This window comes from Neobacillus sp. NPDC097160 (assembly GCF_044762155.1).
In the GTDB taxonomy this organism is placed as follows: Bacteria; Bacillota; Bacilli; order Bacillales; family Cytobacillaceae; genus Neobacillus.
Window position 1 is genome coordinate 158522 of record NZ_JBIWDU010000005.1, and the last position, 18955, is coordinate 177476.

Genomic DNA, 18955 nt, shown 5'->3' on the forward strand with positions numbered 1-18955 from the left:
GAACAGGATGAAAAAAGAAATGATGCTTGTTATAGTTTCATTTTTCCTATTATCAATTACGGCCATAACCGGAGTGTATGCAGTTGAAGAGAAAGCGAAAGTCATTACGATTTCAGAAGAAAAAGCGGATATTTCGGGGGACGGAATTGATGAAGTTATCCTTTTAAAGGGAGTACCATATCAAGATGATGATTCGTATTTGAAAGAGATTTATATTGAGGTCGCCGGATCAAATGGGAAAGTAATTACCTTTCCATTAGAAAGTGGTTCGAAAGCGGCACTTCAACTTACAGACTTAAACCATGATGGGATTAAGGATATATTTGCAAATGTATTAACAGGGGGAAGCGGTGGAATTGTGAACAATTATTTATATTCATTAAAGAATTTTGTCCACACCGACTTAACCATTCCGGAGCCACTTGAGATGGACGCTAAATTTCTAAATGGCTATAAGGCAGAGATAAAGCTAAAACAAACAGGGAAATCCTATTTGTTTGATTTAAAGGATCGCAAGAAATATTACAAAAAACTTGGTTTCTATTATAAAGGAAAGCTAAACGAGCCAACAGAGTTGTCAGTAAATCCCTATAACAGCCTGAAGCCGATTCCATTAGGGGATGGAAATATGGGATTAAAAGGTGTGCAAAGAGTGACAGGTGTCGCAAATGCCGACACCATCGCATTGGTCGAATCCACATGGACATATAAGAATGGTCAATGGAAGCTGCTAAATTCAGATGTAAAGCAGGAAAAAATAAAATAATATTTTTCTAACCCATGTCAAAAACACAGGAAAAATTTCTGTGTTTTTTCTTTTATAAAAATTGACGATAAATTTAATAGGGAATATACTTAGGTTTATAAATAATTAAGTTACCTAAGTATTATGGTGTGAAAGGAAAACCGAGGTGATAAAAATGGCCGATTTTGAAAGCGGCACAGCCCAAAAGCTTCTGCAATCCTTTATGCAGCTCAAAAAAACGGGGTGGCATAATAAGAAAATTTCGGGATTTAATCCTAGTGAATTCAGGGTGCTTGCAACAATTCAACGGTATGCAAATGAGAAAAATACAGAAATGAAGGTTTCTGAAATTAGTCAGCTTTTGCAGGTTACTCCGCCGACAATTACTCAAATCGTTAATATCCTTGAAAAAGACAGCCTAATTGAACGGACTGTTGATCCCGAGGACAGAAGAGCAGTTAAAATTAAACTGACTCCAGCAGGTATCGAAGCAACAGAAAGTGCAAGAAAAGCATTTGGCGACACTTTTTTGGGATTAATTGATTATTTAGGAGAAGACGAAAGTGAACAGTTAGCTGGATTACTTTCCAAAGTTCATGATTATTTTAATCAAGAAAGTCACCAATAAAGAAAGTAGTATAGCAACTAGAACTATTTTTGTTCATATTCAGTTCATGAATGTAGTGTATTGTTTGCCTATAAACAATTGAAAACGGAGTTGAAACAACTTGATAAAATTGACCAAATTTCTGAAACCATTTCAAATACCCATTTACTTTGTCCTGGTTCTTGTTCTCCTTCAGTCAATGGCTGAACTGTATTTACCCACGTTAATGGCTGATATAGTCGATAAGGGCGTGGTAACCGGTGATACGAATTATATTTGGAAAATCGGCGGTCTTATGCTGCTTGTAGCAGCTGGAGGTATGATTTGTTCGATTGTTGCCAGCTTTTATTCGGCAAAGGCGGCAGCCGGTTTCGGTAAATTACTGCGAAGCAAGATTTTTTCACATGTCGGTAATTTCTCCCTACATGAGTTCGATAAACTTGGAACTGCCTCGCTGATTACCAGAACAACGAACGATATTACCCAGGTTCAACAAGTACTCATCATGATGCTGCGGATGATGGTGATGGCGCCGATGATGTGTATTGGCGGAATCATTATGGCCATATCAAAAGATGCGAAGTTAACCTTGGTATTGGCAGTTGCATTACCTATTCTTGTCATAACGATTGTGGTCATTGCAAGAAAGGGAATGCCGTTATTTAAAGCAATGCAAGTAAAGCTCGATAACCTCAACCGTGTATTAAGAGAAAACCTAACAGGCATTCGTGTCATTCGTTCCTTTAACAGAGTTACCCATGAGAAAAAACGATTTGATGAAGCAAACTGGGATTTAACTCAAACAGCGATTAAGGTTAATAAACTCATGGCTGCAATGATGCCGATTATGATGATTGTCCTCAACCTTACAACTGTTGCGATCATTTGGTTTGGCGGCATTCGAATCAGCAATGGACATATGGAAGTCGGCGATATGATGGCCTTTATTCAATATGCGATGCAAATTATGTTCTCATTCGTGATGTTATCGATGATGTTTGTGATGATTCCCAGAGCATCGGTTTCAGCGGTTAGAATTAACGAAGTATTTGAAACAAATGCTGATATAAAAGATCCTGCCTCTCCTGTGCCTGCAAAAGAGCAAAAGGGTCAAGTAGAATTTCAGAATGTTACCTTCAGCTACCCCGGTGCTGAAATGCCAGCAATTTCAAATATTTCTTTTAAAATGAACCCGGGTGAAGTAACGGCCATTATCGGCGGAACCGGCTCTGGTAAATCAACGCTGATAAATTTGATTCCACGCTTTTATGATGTGGATAGCGGAAAAGTACTTGTAGATGGTATTGATGTTCGCGAAATGACTCAGGAAAGCCTTCGCGAAAAAGTGGGTTTTGTCCCACAGCAAGCGGTGCTTTTTACCGGTACGATTTCAGAAAACATTCGCTATGGTAAAGAAGATGCCACTGATCAAGAGGTGCAGGATGCAGCCGAAATTGCCCAAGCAACAGAGTTTATCGGAAATATGCCAGAAGGTTTTAATGCTGTTATTGCCCAAGGGGGAACAAATGTTTCCGGTGGCCAAAAACAGCGATTGTCGATTGCTCGTGCACTCGTAAGAAAACCGGAAATCTATATTTTTGATGATAGTTTTTCAGCACTTGATTTTAAAACAGATGCAAAGTTGCGTGGTGCCTTAAAAGCAAAAACTGCGTCGTCAACAATGTTAATTGTCGCACAGCGTGTCAGTACGATTATGGATGCAGATCAAATTATCGTCTTAGATAATGGCGAAATTGCCGGAATCGGGACACATAAAGAATTAATGGAATTAAGTAAGGTGTATCGTGAGATTGTAATGTCGCAGTTGTCTGAGGAGGAAATTGCATGAGTAAGGATTCCAAACAGCAGGGACCTGCAGGTAGAGGACCTGGGGGCGGTGGATTCGGCCCAATGGGTATGGGCATGGCTCCCCAGAAAGCAAAGGATTTCAAAGGAACGCTGAAGAGGCTCATCACCTACTTAAAGCCATATAAATTACAGTTGTTAGCTGTGTTAATTACGGCGATTATCAGTACCGTTTTTTCGATTGTCAGCCCAAAAATAATGGGGAAGGCAACAACCAGATTGTTTGAAGGATTGATGGCGAAATTACGGGGTGTTCCAGGAGCAAAAATAGATTTTGACTATATCGGACAAATTATTCTGCTCTTAATAGGGCTGTATATCATTAGTGCGATATTTGCCTATATACAACAATATATTATGGCTGGGGTTGCACAAAAGACGGTTTATAATCTTCGGAAAGAAGTGGAAGAGAAACTCAACAGGCTGCCGCTAAAATACTTCGACTCACGGACCCATGGTGAAATTCTCAGCCGGGCAGTCAATGATGTTGATAATATCAGTACTACCCTGCAGCAAAGCTTAACCCAGCTGATCACTTCAGTGGTCACATTACTCGGTGTTATTGTGATGATGCTTTCGATTAGTCCCCTAATGACATTGATCGTTGTCCTGACAATTCCACTTAGCTTTGTGGCTATAATGAAAATTGCCAAAAAGTCACAGATCTACTTTAAGGGACAGCAAAAATCTCTTGGTCAGCTTAATGGGCATGTGGAAGAGATGTATACTGGACATAAAGTAATCAAAGTATTTGGTCGTGAGCAACAATCGATTGAAACATTTGAAAAAACCAATGAAGATTTGTATCAATCAGGTTGGAAGGCGCAATTTATGTCTGGCATGATTATGCCGTTAATGTCATTTATCAATAATATCGGTTATGTGCTTGTATCAGTAGTTGGCGGCCTTTTAGTAACGAAAAAGGCAATTGAAATAGGGGATATTCAAGCATTTATTCAATATGCACGACAATTTTCCCAGCCAATTACACAAACTGCTAATATTGCAAACGTCATCCAATCGACGATTGCAAGTGCTGAGCGTGTGTTTGAAATTCTAGATGAAACAGAAGAAGTACCTGAAGCGGTTGCAGCAAAAGAAATCATTGCTCCTAAAGGGGAAGTCTCCTTTGAACATGTTTCCTTCAGTTATAAGGAAAATGAACTGTTAATAGAGGATATGAATATTGAGGTGAAGCCGGGGCAACGGGTTGCCATTGTCGGGCCTACTGGTGCCGGTAAAACCACACTCATCAATTTATTAATGCGTTTCTATGAACTCAATTCCGGAAAAATCTTAATTGACGGCATCGATACACGTGAATTAAGAAGAGAGAAGCTGCGTAGTTTATTCGGAATGGTGCTTCAAGATACATGGCTTTTCAATAGTACAATTCGTGATAATATTGCTTATGGTAGAGAGGGAGCTACAGAAGCAGAAATTGTGGCAGCAGCACAGGCAGCTAACGCAGACCACTTTATACGTACACTTCCTGAAGGCTATGATACGATTTTAAATGAGGAAGCTTCAAATATTTCACAAGGTCAAAAGCAATTATTAACGATTGCACGGGCGATCCTTGCTAATCCTGCTATCTTAATTCTTGATGAAGCAACGAGCAGCGTCGATACCCGTACCGAAGTTCAGATTCAAAAGGCAATGGATCATTTAATGAAAGGGCGCACAAGTTTCGTTATTGCCCATCGGTTATCTACGATTCGTGATGCAGATCTCATCCTAGTAATGAATCACGGGACTGTCATTGAAAAAGGAACACACGAGGAATTACTAGAAAAAGGCGGTTTTTATGCAGATTTGTATAATAGCCAGTTTACCGGACGAAATGGAATCAAAAATGTCGGGTAGTAAAAGCACCAAGTGTTAAATGCGTAGTAAACTTCTCATTGCTTGGAAAGCATTCGTCTTTCTAAGCTTTTTTTGTTTATTAAAGAGGATTTTTTTTATAATGAATTGAGAAAGGGGGATGAGGGGGATGAGATTTTACTCAAAAAAAGGAATTATCACTGGTTTCCTATTATGGGGGGCAGTCGCCTTTTTAATAGGTTCTTTTCTATTCCTACCAGGCGGGCCGGAAGGGAAGGGGGAGATCATCGCTGCCGTTTTGGTATGTGGATTAACTAGTTCATTCATTATTTGGTGCTGGTTCGGAACGTATTATGAAATAAATGGGAATCAATTAAAGGTTGTTGGAGGACCGTTTCGCTGGAAAATTGATATTATGACAATTAAAAGTATAAGAAAAACGCGAAATCCATTATCAAGTCCAGCATTGTCATTAAACCGTTTAGAAGTACTTTATGGTAAATGGAGTACAATGCTAATTTCACCTAAAAATGAGGAACAATTTTGCGAAGCATTAAGAAAAATAAACTCAAAAATAGAAATAAACTTATAAAATTTATTCCGTCTCATTATCTTAAGTATACTTAGGTATTGAGACATTTATAATTTTGTTACCATAATAGTATTATGTAAACTAGAATAAATAAAAATGGCTGCCATCAGTTACAGCCATTTTTATTTATTCTAGTTGTTCTTTCGGCATATCCATCTTATCAACCGCAATTTTTAGATCATCATTCTTAATATGAGTGTAAATCATTGTCGTTTGGATTGATGAATGACCTAATTGTCGTCGTAATTTTGGTACATCATTGATTTCCGCATGGTATCTGGTAGCAAATGAATGTCTCAATTTATGTACGGATAATGATGGTTTTCCAAATGCGGTTGCATATTTTTCAATCAGCTTTTCAACGGCTCTTGCAGTAAGTCTTCGTGATTTTCCTTTTGGACCCATTGGAGCAGAAATGAATAATGCTTTATTGGTCTTATCAACCTGGTATTTTGCCGATCTAATAGAAAGATATGCTTGCAGATCAGACATCGCAATCTGGCTAAAATAAACAAATTGTTCTTTATTTCCTTTTCTAATGACTCGAACACAATACTTGCTAAAATCGAGATCGTCTAACTCAATGCCAACCAACTCCGAAAGACGGAGACCAGATCCCAATATTAACGATACAATCGCTGTATCACGTTCTTTATTCAGCTGATAAAAGTTAAAGAGTTTTTTATTATCTTTGTTCAATTCACCGTAGTCATTGGCAACAAATAAACGGAATTTCTCGTATTCATCTCCCAGTAGGATTTTGCCTTCCATTTTATTTGCTTTCGTTTCCATGCTGTCTTTCACTTCATTAAATTCAATTTTCGCCATCACATTTCGATTAATATATGGCTTTAGATCAGGTGTTTCAGCAATATTTTGTAAGTAATTAAACAGCGATTTTAATGCGGATAACTTTCGATTCACAGTTAGGTCTTTATTATTTAACTGATAGTGGAGATAGTTTAAAAAATTTTCAACCTCTAAAACGGTCATTTTCTCTAAGCGATCCAATGGGATTTCCTTAATGCTGCCGTTCCACAACTGTTCACTAATCATCCAATTGAAAAAAATCTTATAATCATGACAATAATTGAACAGAGAAGCCGTAGAAAGTTTTCTTAACTTATGATTAATATATTCTTCAACATACCAGGGGAATTCACGTAGTAAGGTTTGCAGTTTTTTAAAATTAGTTTGTTTTTCCTGATTTACCATGATAACACCTCACTTCTATTTTATCCCACCAACATTATTACGTCAAATTTATATTTGACGTAATAATGTTTTTTCGGATAATTGCCCCAACACCCTATTGATATTTTTTACCAAAGCACCCTTTAGTTGAATAATTTCTTATTTCTTCTTATAGATTTTTGAAATTTACTATGACCATCCGTTAAATCAACAAGTTCAAATTCATTATTCTTATAAAAGTTATTTAACTTTATATTATCAGCGACACAATCCAATCTTAGATATTCTATATCACTTACATTGTTTTGTATCCAAGCCAAAATACTTTTACCTATCCCTTTCTTAATATATCTAGGAATAATTGCAAGTCTATGTAAGTAAAGTGTTTTTGAGGTATTATCCTCTCCCCAAATATACCTGTCCCATTCACTTTGTTTAGATAAAAGTGTAAATGTAGCCACAATATCGTTATCTTTCAAAACAATATACGTTTCTCGATTGGTTATGGCTTGTTCAATCTCTTCATCGTCACCTCCATCTAACAGAAACCTCCATTGGTTTATTTCATTATCTTTCATCCATAGAGCTATCCGTTTTAACATTTTAATAACTTTACTACTATCGTCTTTCGTAGCAATTTGTATATTGAACCCCTTAAGACCTTCAAAGTAAACCAAATTCATTCCCCCTTTTATCTTTCAATAGGTTTGATTTATTCAATCTATATAAAAGTTTATAGCAAATACTTCAACAAAACTGCACCGTTAACTCAATAAACCCAAGATGTTGCAGTAGCAACACCTTGTTTAACTCAAGCACCCGTTTGTGAAATAAGTTCGTTTCTTATAACTGCAAACTCATACTAACTGTCCTAATGCTAAATCCCAATTTTTCATACAGTTTAATTGCATGATTCCCTGCAAATGCACTTAGACGGATTTCTGAATATCCATCTTGTTTTAGATGGTCAATACCTGCTCTCATTAACAGTTTGGAAATCCCATTCCCTCTAAATTCTTCTATAACAAATAGTTCGTAAATAAATCCATTCATTATATCAGTAAATTGGTCTATGCTAGCCCCTATAAAAATCCAGCCCATTAATTTATCGTTATCAGTTGCTATTAAATAATAGCTTCCCTTTTCCAAAAGTGGTTTAATAAGTTGGTCAATTTTTTCTTTCGTAGGTACTACTTCACCTAATGTGCCCTCAAAAACAGCTTGTGTAGAAAGAGATAATACCTTTTTTAGTTCAAAATCGTTAGGTTTTCTAATATCCATTAATTGAATCAGTCCTTTAATCTACTTTTATTCAGTTTAGCATAGGTTCGTTAATTTACTAGAATGATAGCAAACGGACGTTAATGGTAAAATGAAAAAAACCGCCCGAAGGCGGTAATGATTAACTGGCTTGTTTATGCGATTTGAAAATTGTTTTCTTCATAATGATTCGTCTGTCGAACAAGAAGGCTACCAACAAAGCTAATAAACCGGTTAGAAGTACATTGCCGTAAGTTTCAAGAGGAAATGGTTTACCCTCAAGATGGATACCATTCGCTCGATATTCGAGTCGTTTCACGTCATGCTTGGCAGTTAAAAGGTCTTCTTGTTTAGCAAAGTCTTCCAATGGTGCTTCAAATACAAATCTATTAGGTGAATCGCTATGAATGAGGAGAGATTCTTTAGTACTACCTTTTTCACTCCAAAGTTTTACGTCGGCTGCAGCAATAGATTTTGCGTTGCCACCTGGTATGAACATTTTATCCAATTTTGGAACATTCTTTATTTGATTCCTAGCCACTATATTAAGGTGATGTTTTGTAACAATGGGTGCATCCAAACTCGAAACGGTCAAGACTTGTGTCGTTCCTGTGGCTGCGTAAGTATCAAATATAGAAGATAATGCGATTTCATCCATGTCGTTATAAAGTAGGACACCAGCCTTTGTCTTATTCCACTTGAAGGCAAGATTCAATAAAAAGGTTGCAAAATATATGTCCTTTTGAATAGGTTCTACTTTTGGGTTTTGAACGAAATGGTAAGAAGGATAACTGATTTCTTTCGATATTTTTGCAGCCATGGGTTCTCCAAGCTTTTGAGCTATCAAATATAGAACAGCATCGATACCTGCAGTTTGACCCGCTGAGGTTAAAGTGTTACCTTCGTGGACATAACGCGCATCCTCTTTCCAATGAGTGTCAGGATATTGTTTGCTCAGTATAGATATCCCTTGCCAGTGTGTGGTGGCTGATTTTCCTTTTAATAAGCCTGCATCGGCAAGATTCTCTGATCCACTGCAAATGCTCAAAATAGTGGTTTTACTGCTGGAATGTTGTTGGATCCATTTCCGAGTAGGTTGATATTTCTTTTCATCAAATATCGGCATGTATGGAACCACAACAATGTCGGGACTTTTACCTAATAATTTATCTAATTCTTTATAAGAGTAATGCGGTACTACATCCAGTCCGCCCGATAACGTCTTTACTCTTTTGTCGGGAGCAACAGCAAATACATTAAAAGCGTTTGTTCTAGATAACAAATCATAAGGAATCATAAAATCAAATACCTCAGTGTCTACATTCGCTAATAGAACTGCTACTGTAGGTTTATTAGGATCATACTTTGGTGGTTTAACACCAGATAGAGAAGGAACTGGCTCATGGCGGACATTCTTGAAAAAATCATTATCTGAACGAACATATCCGAGGAAGCCCACTCCCCCCACTAACACAACGAAAATACATACATAAACAGCTAAACGTACTACAAACCTTTTCATTTCACATTCCTCCTAAATTCGCCTTTCCGCATTTGAATGTTGTTATTCTTTAACGCGACAAAATCTCCCGATTCCATTGAATAGACTTTTGATACATTCTGAACAAAAACCATGTATTATACCTCCAAAATGTGTTGTTTGTTATTGACTGCTCTTGTTATCCACCCTTGCATTGTACTGAATTTGAAATTGGTATAAACCGCACATTTTGCGGTGTATCACGCAAATTTTCGTTATACCCCCGCAAGGTATATGTTCTAATCTTGGTTCCATACTACATTTTTTCTAAAGCTTTCATAATTGTTCTATAGCTTGATTTTTATATCAGACTTCAGATTTAGTTGGTTTCAGACCACAAAAAAACAGAGACTGAAATAGTCTCTGCCCAATATATATTGCCTTAAAAACCGATATCAAGTTATAAAAAAATGACCATAACTTGATATCGGTTTTTGTGTCAAATATGAATTAAAAGGGAGAGAATTTTTCCCTCTCTCTTCACCTAACCTCCCCGTTACTTGAATAAGAAAAATATTACTTTATTAATTTTCATCCGAAACCCTCTTCATTAATCGCATTAATTTATTTTCTGTATCTGTTTCCTCTACTGGTGTATAGATACTGCACCGTAAATCCATATCACCTTGAACCTGAAGAGAAGTTAAATTAAACAACATTTTTCCTGCTTTAGCATGTCTGAATTCAATTATCATTTCTGGCGCCTTACTTACTTGACTTTCTTGCCATAAATCCTGAAATTCTGAATGTGAATAACTCATTTCTTTAATAAATTGGTTGTACCATTCATCGCCTAAATAGTGTCCATAATAGGTACGGAAAATAGCAAGAAAACCTTTCGCAAAATGTTCCCAATTGACGGCCAATGCTTTTAATTCTTTTCTAGCGAACACTAAACGAATCAAATTTCTTTGATCATTCGGTATTTGTTCAAAATCTAAAAAAACATGAGCAGCTGCAGGATTCCAACCCACTATATGGCAATGTCGATCCGTAATGATAGTCGGACAATATGTTAATTCAGTTAGTATTCGCTTTAAAGAAGGGCTAAGCTCTGATTGATTCTTTTTTTGATTTGTAATTTCTGATTTTGTCTCTAATGCCAGGTCATATAAGTAGTCTCTTTCATCATTATTTAATTGTAGAGCTGTAGAAATACAATCAAGTACGATTGAAGAAACTTTTATATCTCTTCCTTGTTCTAGCCATGTATACCAAGTTGTACTTACACCTGCTAAATGTGCAACCTCTTCTCTTCGTAATCCAGGTGTTCTTCTCCGGGTTCCGGCAGGCAAACCAACAGACTCTGGCTTAATTTGGGAACGCTTAGCTTTTAAGAATGTCGACAAAGCTTCAAGCCTAGTTTTATCATTCATTTTTAACCCTCCTCATCTCATCAATTTAACCTATTAGTAATTATACCAGGATAAACTATCACTTGTAATAGGATAAAAGAGATGTAAAATACAAGTAAATTACTTATTTGGAGGGATGAAAAGTGGAAAGAGTTGTGATTACCGGTATGGGGATAGTGTCTCCTATAGGAAACAACATCCAAACATTTTGGAACAATTTGATTAACGGGGAATCTGGTATATCCACTATCGATAAATTTGATGTTACTAATCATAAGACAAAAATTGCAGGTAGCGTCCAAGAGTTTGATGCAGATGAAGTTTTAGGAAAGAACGAAGCTAGACGTTTAGATCGTTTTTCTCAATTTGCTTTGGCTGCAGCTGAACAAGCTTGGGTAGATTCTAAGTTAGACCTCGATCGTATAGATGTAGAAAGGTTAGGCGTATATGTAGGTTCAGGTATAGGGGGAATTGAAACATTAATTGAAAATATTGATGTGCTTAGACAAAAGGGGCCAAGAAGAGTAAGCCCGACCCTAGTACCTGCCATGATTTCTAATGCTGCTGCAGCACAAATTAGTATCAAGTGGAACGCAATGGGACCTTCTTTGTCGCCCGTTTCCGCTTGTGCAATTGGAAATACAGCTATTGGTGAAGCCTTTAGACTAATTCGTTCTGGAGAAGTTGACGTTGTGTTCGCAGGTGGAACAGAGGCAGCTATAACAGACTTATCAATAGCAAGCTTTGGTAATGCTACAGCATTATCAACAAGAAACGATGATCCCACTAAAGCTAGTCGTCCATTTGATGAAAATCGAGATGGATTTATCATGTCAGAAGGAGCTGGCATTCTAATCTTAGAATCTTTATCTCATGCATTACGTAGAGAGGCAAAGATTTATGCGGAAGTCATTGGATATGGTGCAAGTTCAGACGCACACCATATCGTAGCTACACATCCGGAAGGTAAAGGGGCCTATCTTGCAATGAGATCAGCTTTAAAAAATGCAAATATATCGCCTGAAGAAATTGATGTTATTAGTGCCCATGCGACAAGTACAAAAGTGGGAGATATCTCCGAAACAATGGCTATTAAGCAGCTGTTTGGTAAACAAGCTTATCAGATTCCAGTAACAGCTAATAAATCTATGATCGGTCATATGTTAGGGGCAGCAGGCGGGGTTGAAGCAATTGCTTTAGCAATGAGTTTAAAGGAAGGTATAATTCCTCCAACAATTAACTTAGAAAATCCTGATCCATTATGTGATCTCGATTATGTACCATCTATTGCTCGCCAGGTGAAAATAAATACGGGTCTGTCTAACTCATTCGGTTTCGGTGGTCATAACGCGGCAATTGTATTAAGGAAATACGAGTGAATAAACTTTCTCTCGTAAATCTAACCGTTTCTTAAGGAAACGGTTAGATTTATTCCGTTAAATAGCCCGATTGTTAAATAAAAGCTAATGAGATTGGTCAACTAAACTAGCCAGTTAGTGGAACAAGTAACAAGGCTGCCAAAATGACAGCCAACATCTTAAACAATCGCATCCGTTATTTGAAATAACTGTCAATACTTTTTTTATTTGCTACAACCAGTAACTTGTCACTATATATTCCAAATTTATCAAAAAAATTAGGTTTGCCAACGTCCTCAAAATGTCTATTCCATTTAAACATTTTAAAAAAAATGGTTATTGTTGGTTTGTAATTTGATTTTTCTAAACCAAGTTTTTGTAATACAAACCTCTTTATTATGCGATAGGTTCTTATTGAATATTTTGTATCTAAGTAAATAATCAATTCTGCATTATAAAAACTACTAGCAACCCAATCCTCATTATGAACCCCCTCAATAATCCAAGTATCAGATTGAATAATAGAATTCAAATACTCTTTTCTTTCTTCATCTGTTCTTCTTAAATCTCCAGATTTTTGCCTTTTCCAAACAACATTATCTAATTCATAAAATGGAACATTTAACTTTCTGGATAATCTTTTTGCTAACGTCGTTTTTCCACTTCCAACGGAACCAATAATATGTATTTTTTTAGGAATTTTATTCATCAAATTAGACCACCCACTTCCATAAATACATTTTATAAATATTCTATATTTATGTGGATGTCTCCTCTTTCTTGTTCAACTAAACTGCCATTTACTTTAAGTAAATTCCTTCCAATCTCAAATAATATTAGAATAAATATATAATTTAACTCCCTAGTGTTAGTCAATTTTCTACTACTTCTCTTTCTTTCACTCCCCTATTTGAAGGTGAAGAAGTACCACAAAAATAAGCGTTAATTCATAAAATAAGCGTTAATCCTTCTTGGATCAACGTACCGTTAAACAAGAACGGTTCTAAAGAGGGTGCTCCCAATTCCGAAATGTCACCCAATTTTAGAATCATTTGACATTATTTTTAGCAATAAGTTTAACACATTGTTACATTGTTGGATTTCTCAAGGTGTATTACCAAAAAAGTTAAGTGAGAAAAAATTTACGTTCCATAATAAATAAAAATAATTATTTGATTCAAATTTATTACTTAAATATTTTTACGCGGTAGTCTAGACTTTTGTGTCAAAAATAATGACACAAAAGTCCGGACATATGTTTCTGTTGGATTAATAAAGAATGTATATTCCTTTCAATTAAGCAATTCTCGAACTTCCCTCTTTATTTTTAGTGAGGACCATAATTGGGTATTTTATTTTTACTTGCAAAGGCTGCTATTATATGATTAGACTTAACATATTTTGTTCTAATTTTTTACCTTTTCTTGCAAATCTTTATGTTTGAGTTAACACAAGTGGCATTTTCAATGACATTATTAAACTCACGAAGTTCCCATTTATCTTCCCTGGAACAAAAGTATTTATTACCCTCTCTGTGAATCAGGAATATTTTAAACTAAAGTGAAATTCCCTGCTATTTCCCCACTTATTCCCAATACTTCAACTTTGATGTTTTTCATGCCAAATCGACCGAACCAACCGAATGATTTCCATGCTTCCCTTCAGTGCCATAAGTACAGTCATTATTTTCAGCCAAAGGATTACGTCCGGCTGAAAGATTGTTGCCATATGCCATATCGGTACAACTTGAGTCATACTCAACAACAGGAAAATAAACAGACCTGCAAAATACAGAACAATTCTTGATATAACTTGGATAGATATTTCAGTATGGCCTGAATTGTCAGGACTCCACGGCCCAAGGCAGCGCTTCGCAGTTCGAACGGTCGAAATGTCCTTCGCACTGGTATACATGTAGCCCGCTGGCGCATCCCCGGCAATATACACAAAGGGGCCATCGTAGGCAACGTTGTATCCAAATATCCGACGGTAGGGTGTAGCCAGTCCGTGTGCAGCCGCTTCATCAAGCGTAACATAGCTATCATGCATAGACAGAGGACTAAAAATATGTTTCTTCACATAGTCGCCATAGGACTGGCCGGATACTCGTTGCACAATATAGCCCAGAAGTACATAATTTGCGTTTGAATACTTGTAGGGATGTTCTGTTTGCTTGGTTCCCTTTAAAAACTTTTCCGCATAAGACAAGGCGTTTTTCTCTATAGGGTTATGAAATTTATCGTTGACACTTGCAAGCGTGTTGCTAAAAGTTGAGATTTGGGTGAACCCGCTTGTTTGGTTAAGTAACTGACGCACAGTAATGAACTCTGCACCTTTATATTGGGTGGAGAAATAGCGCTGTATAGGCGCATCTAAGTCAATTTTTCCTGCTTCGACAAGTTGCAGAACAGCAATAGCAGTAATGGACTTGCTGATCGAACCTAATCCGAAAGGTGTTTCAGGCGTTACAGGACTACCCGATGAATCGGCATGGCCATTTGTTTCCATGGGACTGCTCATTCTTATTATCGGCGGCGCTCATGCAGTAACCAAACAGGCTTACATGGAGTCTTTGTTCGATCAATTTCGTAAGGAAGAAATCGATACATCTTATTTAATCTCACTGCCCGGGGAACAAATCGAGATCATGAAGACTTACGTTTCAGGTAAGATGCAGAAATTTTGGCTTGGAAATTGGGTGTTTTTCATAGCAACTGGACTGCTATTCAGTTTATGGATTTCAGGGGTGCTGACGATTCCGCTTAGAAAGCTCGTTACCGCTATCGAACGTGTTGCAAAGGGGGATCTGGACGTGAACGTTCCTGTCCAATCAAAAGACGAATATGGTAAAGTAATCCAAACATTCAACGATATGACGCTTCGCCTCCGGGAAGCTGAGTACGCCCGCAGGCGATTGGTAGCTGATGTCGCACATGAGCTTCGAACTCCACTGTCTATCATGCAACTAAAATTAGAAAATGCTCAACAGACAGGTCAATACGTCCCTCCGGAAATGCTGCTTAGACTCCATGACGAAGTGATCCGCATAGGCCTGCTTGTGGAAGATCTTCATGTCTTGTCGTTGGCTGAGGAGGGCCGGTTAGTATTGGACTGTAAACCGCTCGATCTGTCGGCAAGACTTGAACAAGTCGTTGATGATGTGAAAATGGAGGCTGAGGAGAACGGGCTGGAATTGCGCTTCTATTCGACCACGAGGCCGGTAACGGTGATGGCCGACGAGAGACGGATCACGCAGGTGTTCATCAATTTGTTGACTAATGCAATCCGCTACACGCCGGGAGGAGGAAAGATTTCGGTTGAAATTGAAGACAAGGTCCTGGATCGGAATGCAGTCTATACATGTGTATCAGTAATAGACACCGGCATCGGTATTCCAGCCGAAGAACTGGCCCACCTATTCGATCGTTTTTATCGGGTGGAAAAGGCCCGTTCGCGGCATACAGGCGGAACGGGGCTCGGATTATCGATCGCTCATCATTTTGTCAGAGCCCACGGCGGGTTCATCCGCGTCGTGAGTGAGCCTGATAAAGGTACGACATTTACCGCTTATTTGCCTTTATGTAAATGATATTTAATAAAGGCTCTTTTTTAAATATTTTGGCGTTTATGTCATCGATTTACAAGATATCCCTCACCCAATAGAAGAGAGGATTGCAGGATCATTGGTCGGTTCGGATAGCAGGTGGTGAGCGTCTTCACTTTGAATCTTTACGCTGTATTCCTCGGCTAGGTTGTCAAGAATGTTCCGCGAATGACCACGGCGATCATAAGTAACAACGGTGTTCAGTTTAGCCTTTTTTAATTAAGGATTTTTGTGTCGCTCGTCACTTACGTATTATAAAAACACGTCTGGGATAAAATCAAACGTGTTTTTCTACATTTAGATTCGATTATAGTCTGCTCGCCAATTTTGGATAGCTTTCTTAATTTCATCCGGCTGTAAATTTTCTTCTGCAGCCCGTTTACTTAATTCAGGAAATTCCTTGTCGCTTGCAAAACGTAAAGCTACCACTTGCGCGATACGGAGTCTAGCATCTAACAACTCCCCCGTTAAAACATAAGAACGAAGGTTCTCTTCCGCGCATATTGCACGATCTTGTGCCTTTAATGGATAAAGTCGTAAAAGTACTACGACGATTACAATAATGGTCATCATCAAAAATAGGATAATAGATAATAGAATGTTCTCCTCTTGAATAATAGAGCGAAACATAAAAACAACAGTAGTTACTAGTGTTCCTAATAATATGACAGATAAATAATAATGATAAATCGGGTGAACTCGAACATGAGTTCTATAATCTTGATTTCGCATTTGTTTCCTCCCTTTCCTTTTCCTTTATTGATTCTTATTCATATTAACCGTGCACCTATTCCCATTTAAAGGTATAGCTGGCAATAATAAATGCTCCTACGAGCCAACCACCCAAAATCAATGCCTCAGACCCTAAGCTCATAAATGATGCTCCCACATTCATTGTTTCTCTTAATGCGTGGCTAAGATGGGCAATGGGCAAAATCTGAACAATTGGTTGCAGAAATTCAGGCATGTTTTTAATCGGGAAAAACACGCCTCCTAAAAATAGCATCGGAAATGATAGAAAGCCGGCAATGGGTGCTGCACTTTCCGGAGTTTTAGCGATGCCGGCAATAATAAAACCAATTGCCATAAAAGCGAGCGTTCCTAATACCACAAAACTGATTAAGGTAAACCACGACCCGCGAACTTCAACACCGAAAATGAGATTGGCCACCCCTAGAACAATTAGCGCTTGGATGCCGTTCAATACAAGTCTGGCGGTAATTTGCGCTGCAATAAACGTGGAAGCTTTTAAAGTGGTTCCTTGCATTCTTCTTAATATTCCCCGCTCTCTCCATGCGGCAATTTGACCGGCAACCCCGTTCATGTTGTTACTCATTATCATCATCGCCACAATGCCTGGTACTAAGAAATCAATATACTGTAAATTTAGTGATTCGATCCCTTTCATATCCATGACAACTACTGGTTGATAATCCACCTTATTTTTACTAATTCCATCGATGATATTATTTACAATCTGAAGACCAACTTGTGAAGCAGTAATGTTCGTTTCATTAAAGTAAACGGGGATTAAGTAAGGTGCCGTTTTTGCTGGTGTGCCACTTAAGCCTGCATTGTATCCTTTTGGTATGATGACGACTAGTTGTAAATCATCTTTTTTCAATTTGCTTAAAGCCACTTTTGTACTCTTTTCCATTTGTACTTCTATTGCTTTGTTTTTTATTAGCGCGGTTGAAAATTCTTTTGATTGAATGGATTGGTCTTGATCGACAACACCAATCGATAAAGAAATTCCATTTCCATTTCCTAAAAATGAACCCATGATAACCATAAGGAAAATCGGAAATGCCAGCGTCCAAAACAAGACCTGACGATTTCGAAGGAATATCCGTAACTGTGATAACGTTAGCTGCCAGTAAGCTCTCATTCCTCTCTTAATCTCCTCCCGGTCATATGTAAAAACACATCTTCTAATGTAGCAGTACGAGTTTGCAAATCTGCTAATTTGAGTTGTTGATCCGCAGCCATCTGAATCAAGCTAATTAAGGTGATTTGCAGATCGTCAGTATATAAAACATAAACATCCTTTTGCTTCCTTACCTGCTTAACCCCTTCGATTTCATGTAACACAACTCCTGTTGATTCATTCTCAAAACGAAACTCAACTGCACTATCTGACTGCAGGTTTTTAACAAGCCGGGACGGTGTGTCTAGAGCAATTAGTTCGCCTTGATTCATAATCGCAATTCGATCACATAACACATGGGCCTCATCCATATAATGGGTCGTTAGGACAATAGTTTTTCCTTTCTTTCTTAAGAGAAGGATTATATCCCAAAGCGTTCTTCGTGCCTGTGGGTCAAGTCCTGTTGTCGGCTCATCTAAGAAAATAATCCATGGATCATGTACAAGAGCTAAGGCAATGGCCAGTCGTTGCTTCTGTCCTCCTGATAGACTTTTTATGCGACTTTTTCTTTTATCAGCTAGCAGCATTTCCTCAATTAAGGAAGAAATCGAAACCTGTTTTGGATAAAAGCTTGCATATAAGTGTAAGATTTCTTCTACCGTCAGCAAATCGAAGATCGAGGTCGATTGTAATTGAACACCAATGACCTCTTTTACCTTTTTAATTTCTCGTGTGATATCAAATCCACCTACCATAGCTGTTCCTTGATCGGGTTTTCTAAGACCGACTAACATTTCTAATGCTGTTGTTTTCCCAGCACCATTTGGGCCGAGCAAACCGAAAACTTCTCCTTTTTGAACCTGAAACTCTATTCCCTTTACCGCGGTAAAATCGCCATACTTTTTCACTAAATTCATAACTTGTATGATTCCTTCATGAGAATCCATCTGTCACACTCCACATTATTAATACTTAACCGAATAGGTTACATACTTCAATTTAGCTTTATTTTTTGCAAGGGTGAATCATTACTTGTTTTTATTAAAAAACTGCTCTAAATACCATTATTCTACAAAAAATAATTTATTCCTCTAGGAATAAAAACAACTATCCATTCTCTAAAAAAGAAAAACTATTTCCAAC

General features: G+C 37.6%; 17 protein-coding genes and 1 pseudogene. 7 read left to right on the plus strand and 11 right to left on the minus strand.

The window, feature by feature from the left end:
• The first annotated feature begins 7 nt into the window (after nucleotides 1–7).
• From ACIQXV_RS09105 to ACIQXV_RS09125, 5 genes are all read left to right on the plus strand, one after another.
• On the plus strand, nucleotides 8–766 hold the full coding sequence (locus ACIQXV_RS09105; RefSeq protein WP_402958030.1) for a hypothetical protein: 759 nt from the start codon (nucleotides 8–10) through the stop codon (nucleotides 764–766).
• A 154-nt stretch (nucleotides 767–920) separates the two neighbouring features.
• Nucleotides 921–1373 carry a MarR family winged helix-turn-helix transcriptional regulator gene (locus ACIQXV_RS09110; protein ID WP_402958032.1) on the plus strand — a complete coding sequence of 151 codons (453 nt, stop codon included), beginning with the start codon at nucleotides 921–923 and terminating at the stop codon, nucleotides 1371–1373.
• 100 nt (nucleotides 1374–1473) lie between these two features.
• Entirely contained in the window at nucleotides 1474–3201 is a 1728-nt protein-coding gene (locus tag ACIQXV_RS09115; RefSeq protein ID WP_402958034.1) for an ABC transporter ATP-binding protein, read from the plus strand.
• Nucleotides 3198–5084, plus strand: a complete 1887-nt coding sequence (locus ACIQXV_RS09120) for an ABC transporter ATP-binding protein (protein ID WP_402958036.1) — start codon at nucleotides 3198–3200, stop codon at nucleotides 5082–5084. The genes ACIQXV_RS09115 and ACIQXV_RS09120 overlap by 4 nt, the downstream gene beginning before the upstream one ends.
• A gap of 127 nt (nucleotides 5085–5211) precedes the next feature.
• Nucleotides 5212–5634, plus strand: a complete 423-nt coding sequence (locus ACIQXV_RS09125; RefSeq protein ID WP_402958038.1) for a PH domain-containing protein — start codon at nucleotides 5212–5214, stop codon at nucleotides 5632–5634.
• Between the two features lie 126 nt (nucleotides 5635–5760).
• On the opposite strand, the gene xerS is transcribed toward ACIQXV_RS09125, so the two are convergent.
• The 5 genes from xerS to ACIQXV_RS09150 all read right to left on the minus strand — a co-directional run bounded on the left by xerS (nucleotide 5761) and on the right by ACIQXV_RS09150 (nucleotide 11004).
• Nucleotides 5761–6849 carry a tyrosine recombinase XerS gene (xerS, locus tag ACIQXV_RS09130; protein WP_402958040.1) on the minus strand — a complete coding sequence of 363 codons (1089 nt, stop codon included), beginning with the start codon at nucleotides 6847–6849 and terminating at the stop codon, nucleotides 5761–5763.
• 122 nt (nucleotides 6850–6971) lie between these two features.
• Complete coding sequence (locus tag ACIQXV_RS09135) at nucleotides 6972–7505, minus strand: GNAT family N-acetyltransferase (RefSeq protein WP_402958041.1); 534 nt, start codon at nucleotides 7503–7505, stop codon at nucleotides 6972–6974.
• A gap of 166 nt (nucleotides 7506–7671) precedes the next feature.
• Nucleotides 7672–8109, minus strand: a complete 438-nt coding sequence (locus ACIQXV_RS09140) for a GNAT family N-acetyltransferase (RefSeq protein WP_402958043.1) — start codon at nucleotides 8107–8109, stop codon at nucleotides 7672–7674.
• 121 nt (nucleotides 8110–8230) lie between these two features.
• On the minus strand, nucleotides 8231–9610 hold the full coding sequence (locus ACIQXV_RS09145; protein ID WP_402958045.1) for a DJ-1/PfpI family protein: 1380 nt from the start codon (nucleotides 9608–9610) through the stop codon (nucleotides 8231–8233).
• Between the two features lie 542 nt (nucleotides 9611–10152).
• Nucleotides 10153–11004: a helix-turn-helix transcriptional regulator gene (locus tag ACIQXV_RS09150; RefSeq protein WP_402958047.1), complete on the minus strand. Its 852-nt coding sequence runs from the start codon at nucleotides 11002–11004 to the stop codon at nucleotides 10153–10155.
• Between the two features lie 122 nt (nucleotides 11005–11126).
• Between ACIQXV_RS09150 and fabF the strand changes: the two genes are divergently transcribed.
• Nucleotides 11127–12362, plus strand: coding sequence for a beta-ketoacyl-ACP synthase II (gene fabF, locus ACIQXV_RS09155; RefSeq protein ID WP_402958048.1), 1236 nt, complete (start codon nucleotides 11127–11129; stop codon nucleotides 12360–12362).
• A gap of 175 nt (nucleotides 12363–12537) precedes the next feature.
• Here the strand turns inward: fabF and ACIQXV_RS09160 are convergent, their stop codons facing one another.
• Nucleotides 12538–13053, minus strand: a complete 516-nt coding sequence (locus tag ACIQXV_RS09160) for an AAA family ATPase (protein ID WP_402958049.1) — start codon at nucleotides 13051–13053, stop codon at nucleotides 12538–12540.
• A gap of 887 nt (nucleotides 13054–13940) precedes the next feature.
• Nucleotides 13941–14849, minus strand: coding sequence for a serine hydrolase domain-containing protein (locus ACIQXV_RS09165; RefSeq protein ID WP_402958050.1), 909 nt, complete (start codon nucleotides 14847–14849; stop codon nucleotides 13941–13943).
• Between ACIQXV_RS09165 and ACIQXV_RS09170 the strand changes: the two genes are divergently transcribed.
• A complete protein-coding gene (locus ACIQXV_RS09170) occupies nucleotides 14848–15930 on the plus strand; it encodes a sensor histidine kinase (protein ID WP_402958051.1) in 1083 nt (360 codons plus the stop codon). The genes ACIQXV_RS09165 and ACIQXV_RS09170 overlap by 2 nt on opposite strands.
• 78 nt (nucleotides 15931–16008) lie before the next feature.
• Here the strand turns inward: ACIQXV_RS09170 and ACIQXV_RS09175 are convergent.
• From ACIQXV_RS09175 to ACIQXV_RS09190, 4 genes and pseudogenes are all read right to left on the minus strand, one after another.
• Nucleotides 16009–16155 (minus strand): annotated as a pseudogene (locus ACIQXV_RS09175) (alpha/beta hydrolase); the annotation flags it as partial.
• A gap of 87 nt (nucleotides 16156–16242) precedes the next feature.
• On the minus strand, nucleotides 16243–16677 hold the full coding sequence (locus ACIQXV_RS09180) for a DUF6526 family protein (protein WP_402958053.1): 435 nt from the start codon (nucleotides 16675–16677) through the stop codon (nucleotides 16243–16245).
• A 55-nt stretch (nucleotides 16678–16732) separates the two neighbouring features.
• Nucleotides 16733–17833: an ABC transporter permease gene (locus ACIQXV_RS09185; protein WP_402958054.1), complete on the minus strand. Its 1101-nt coding sequence runs from the start codon at nucleotides 17831–17833 to the stop codon at nucleotides 16733–16735.
• Nucleotides 17830–18759, minus strand: coding sequence for an ABC transporter ATP-binding protein (locus ACIQXV_RS09190; protein WP_402958056.1), 930 nt, complete (start codon nucleotides 18757–18759; stop codon nucleotides 17830–17832). Before ACIQXV_RS09190 ends, ACIQXV_RS09185 begins: the two co-directional genes overlap by 4 nt.
• Between the last annotated feature and the right edge of the window lie 196 nt (nucleotides 18760–18955).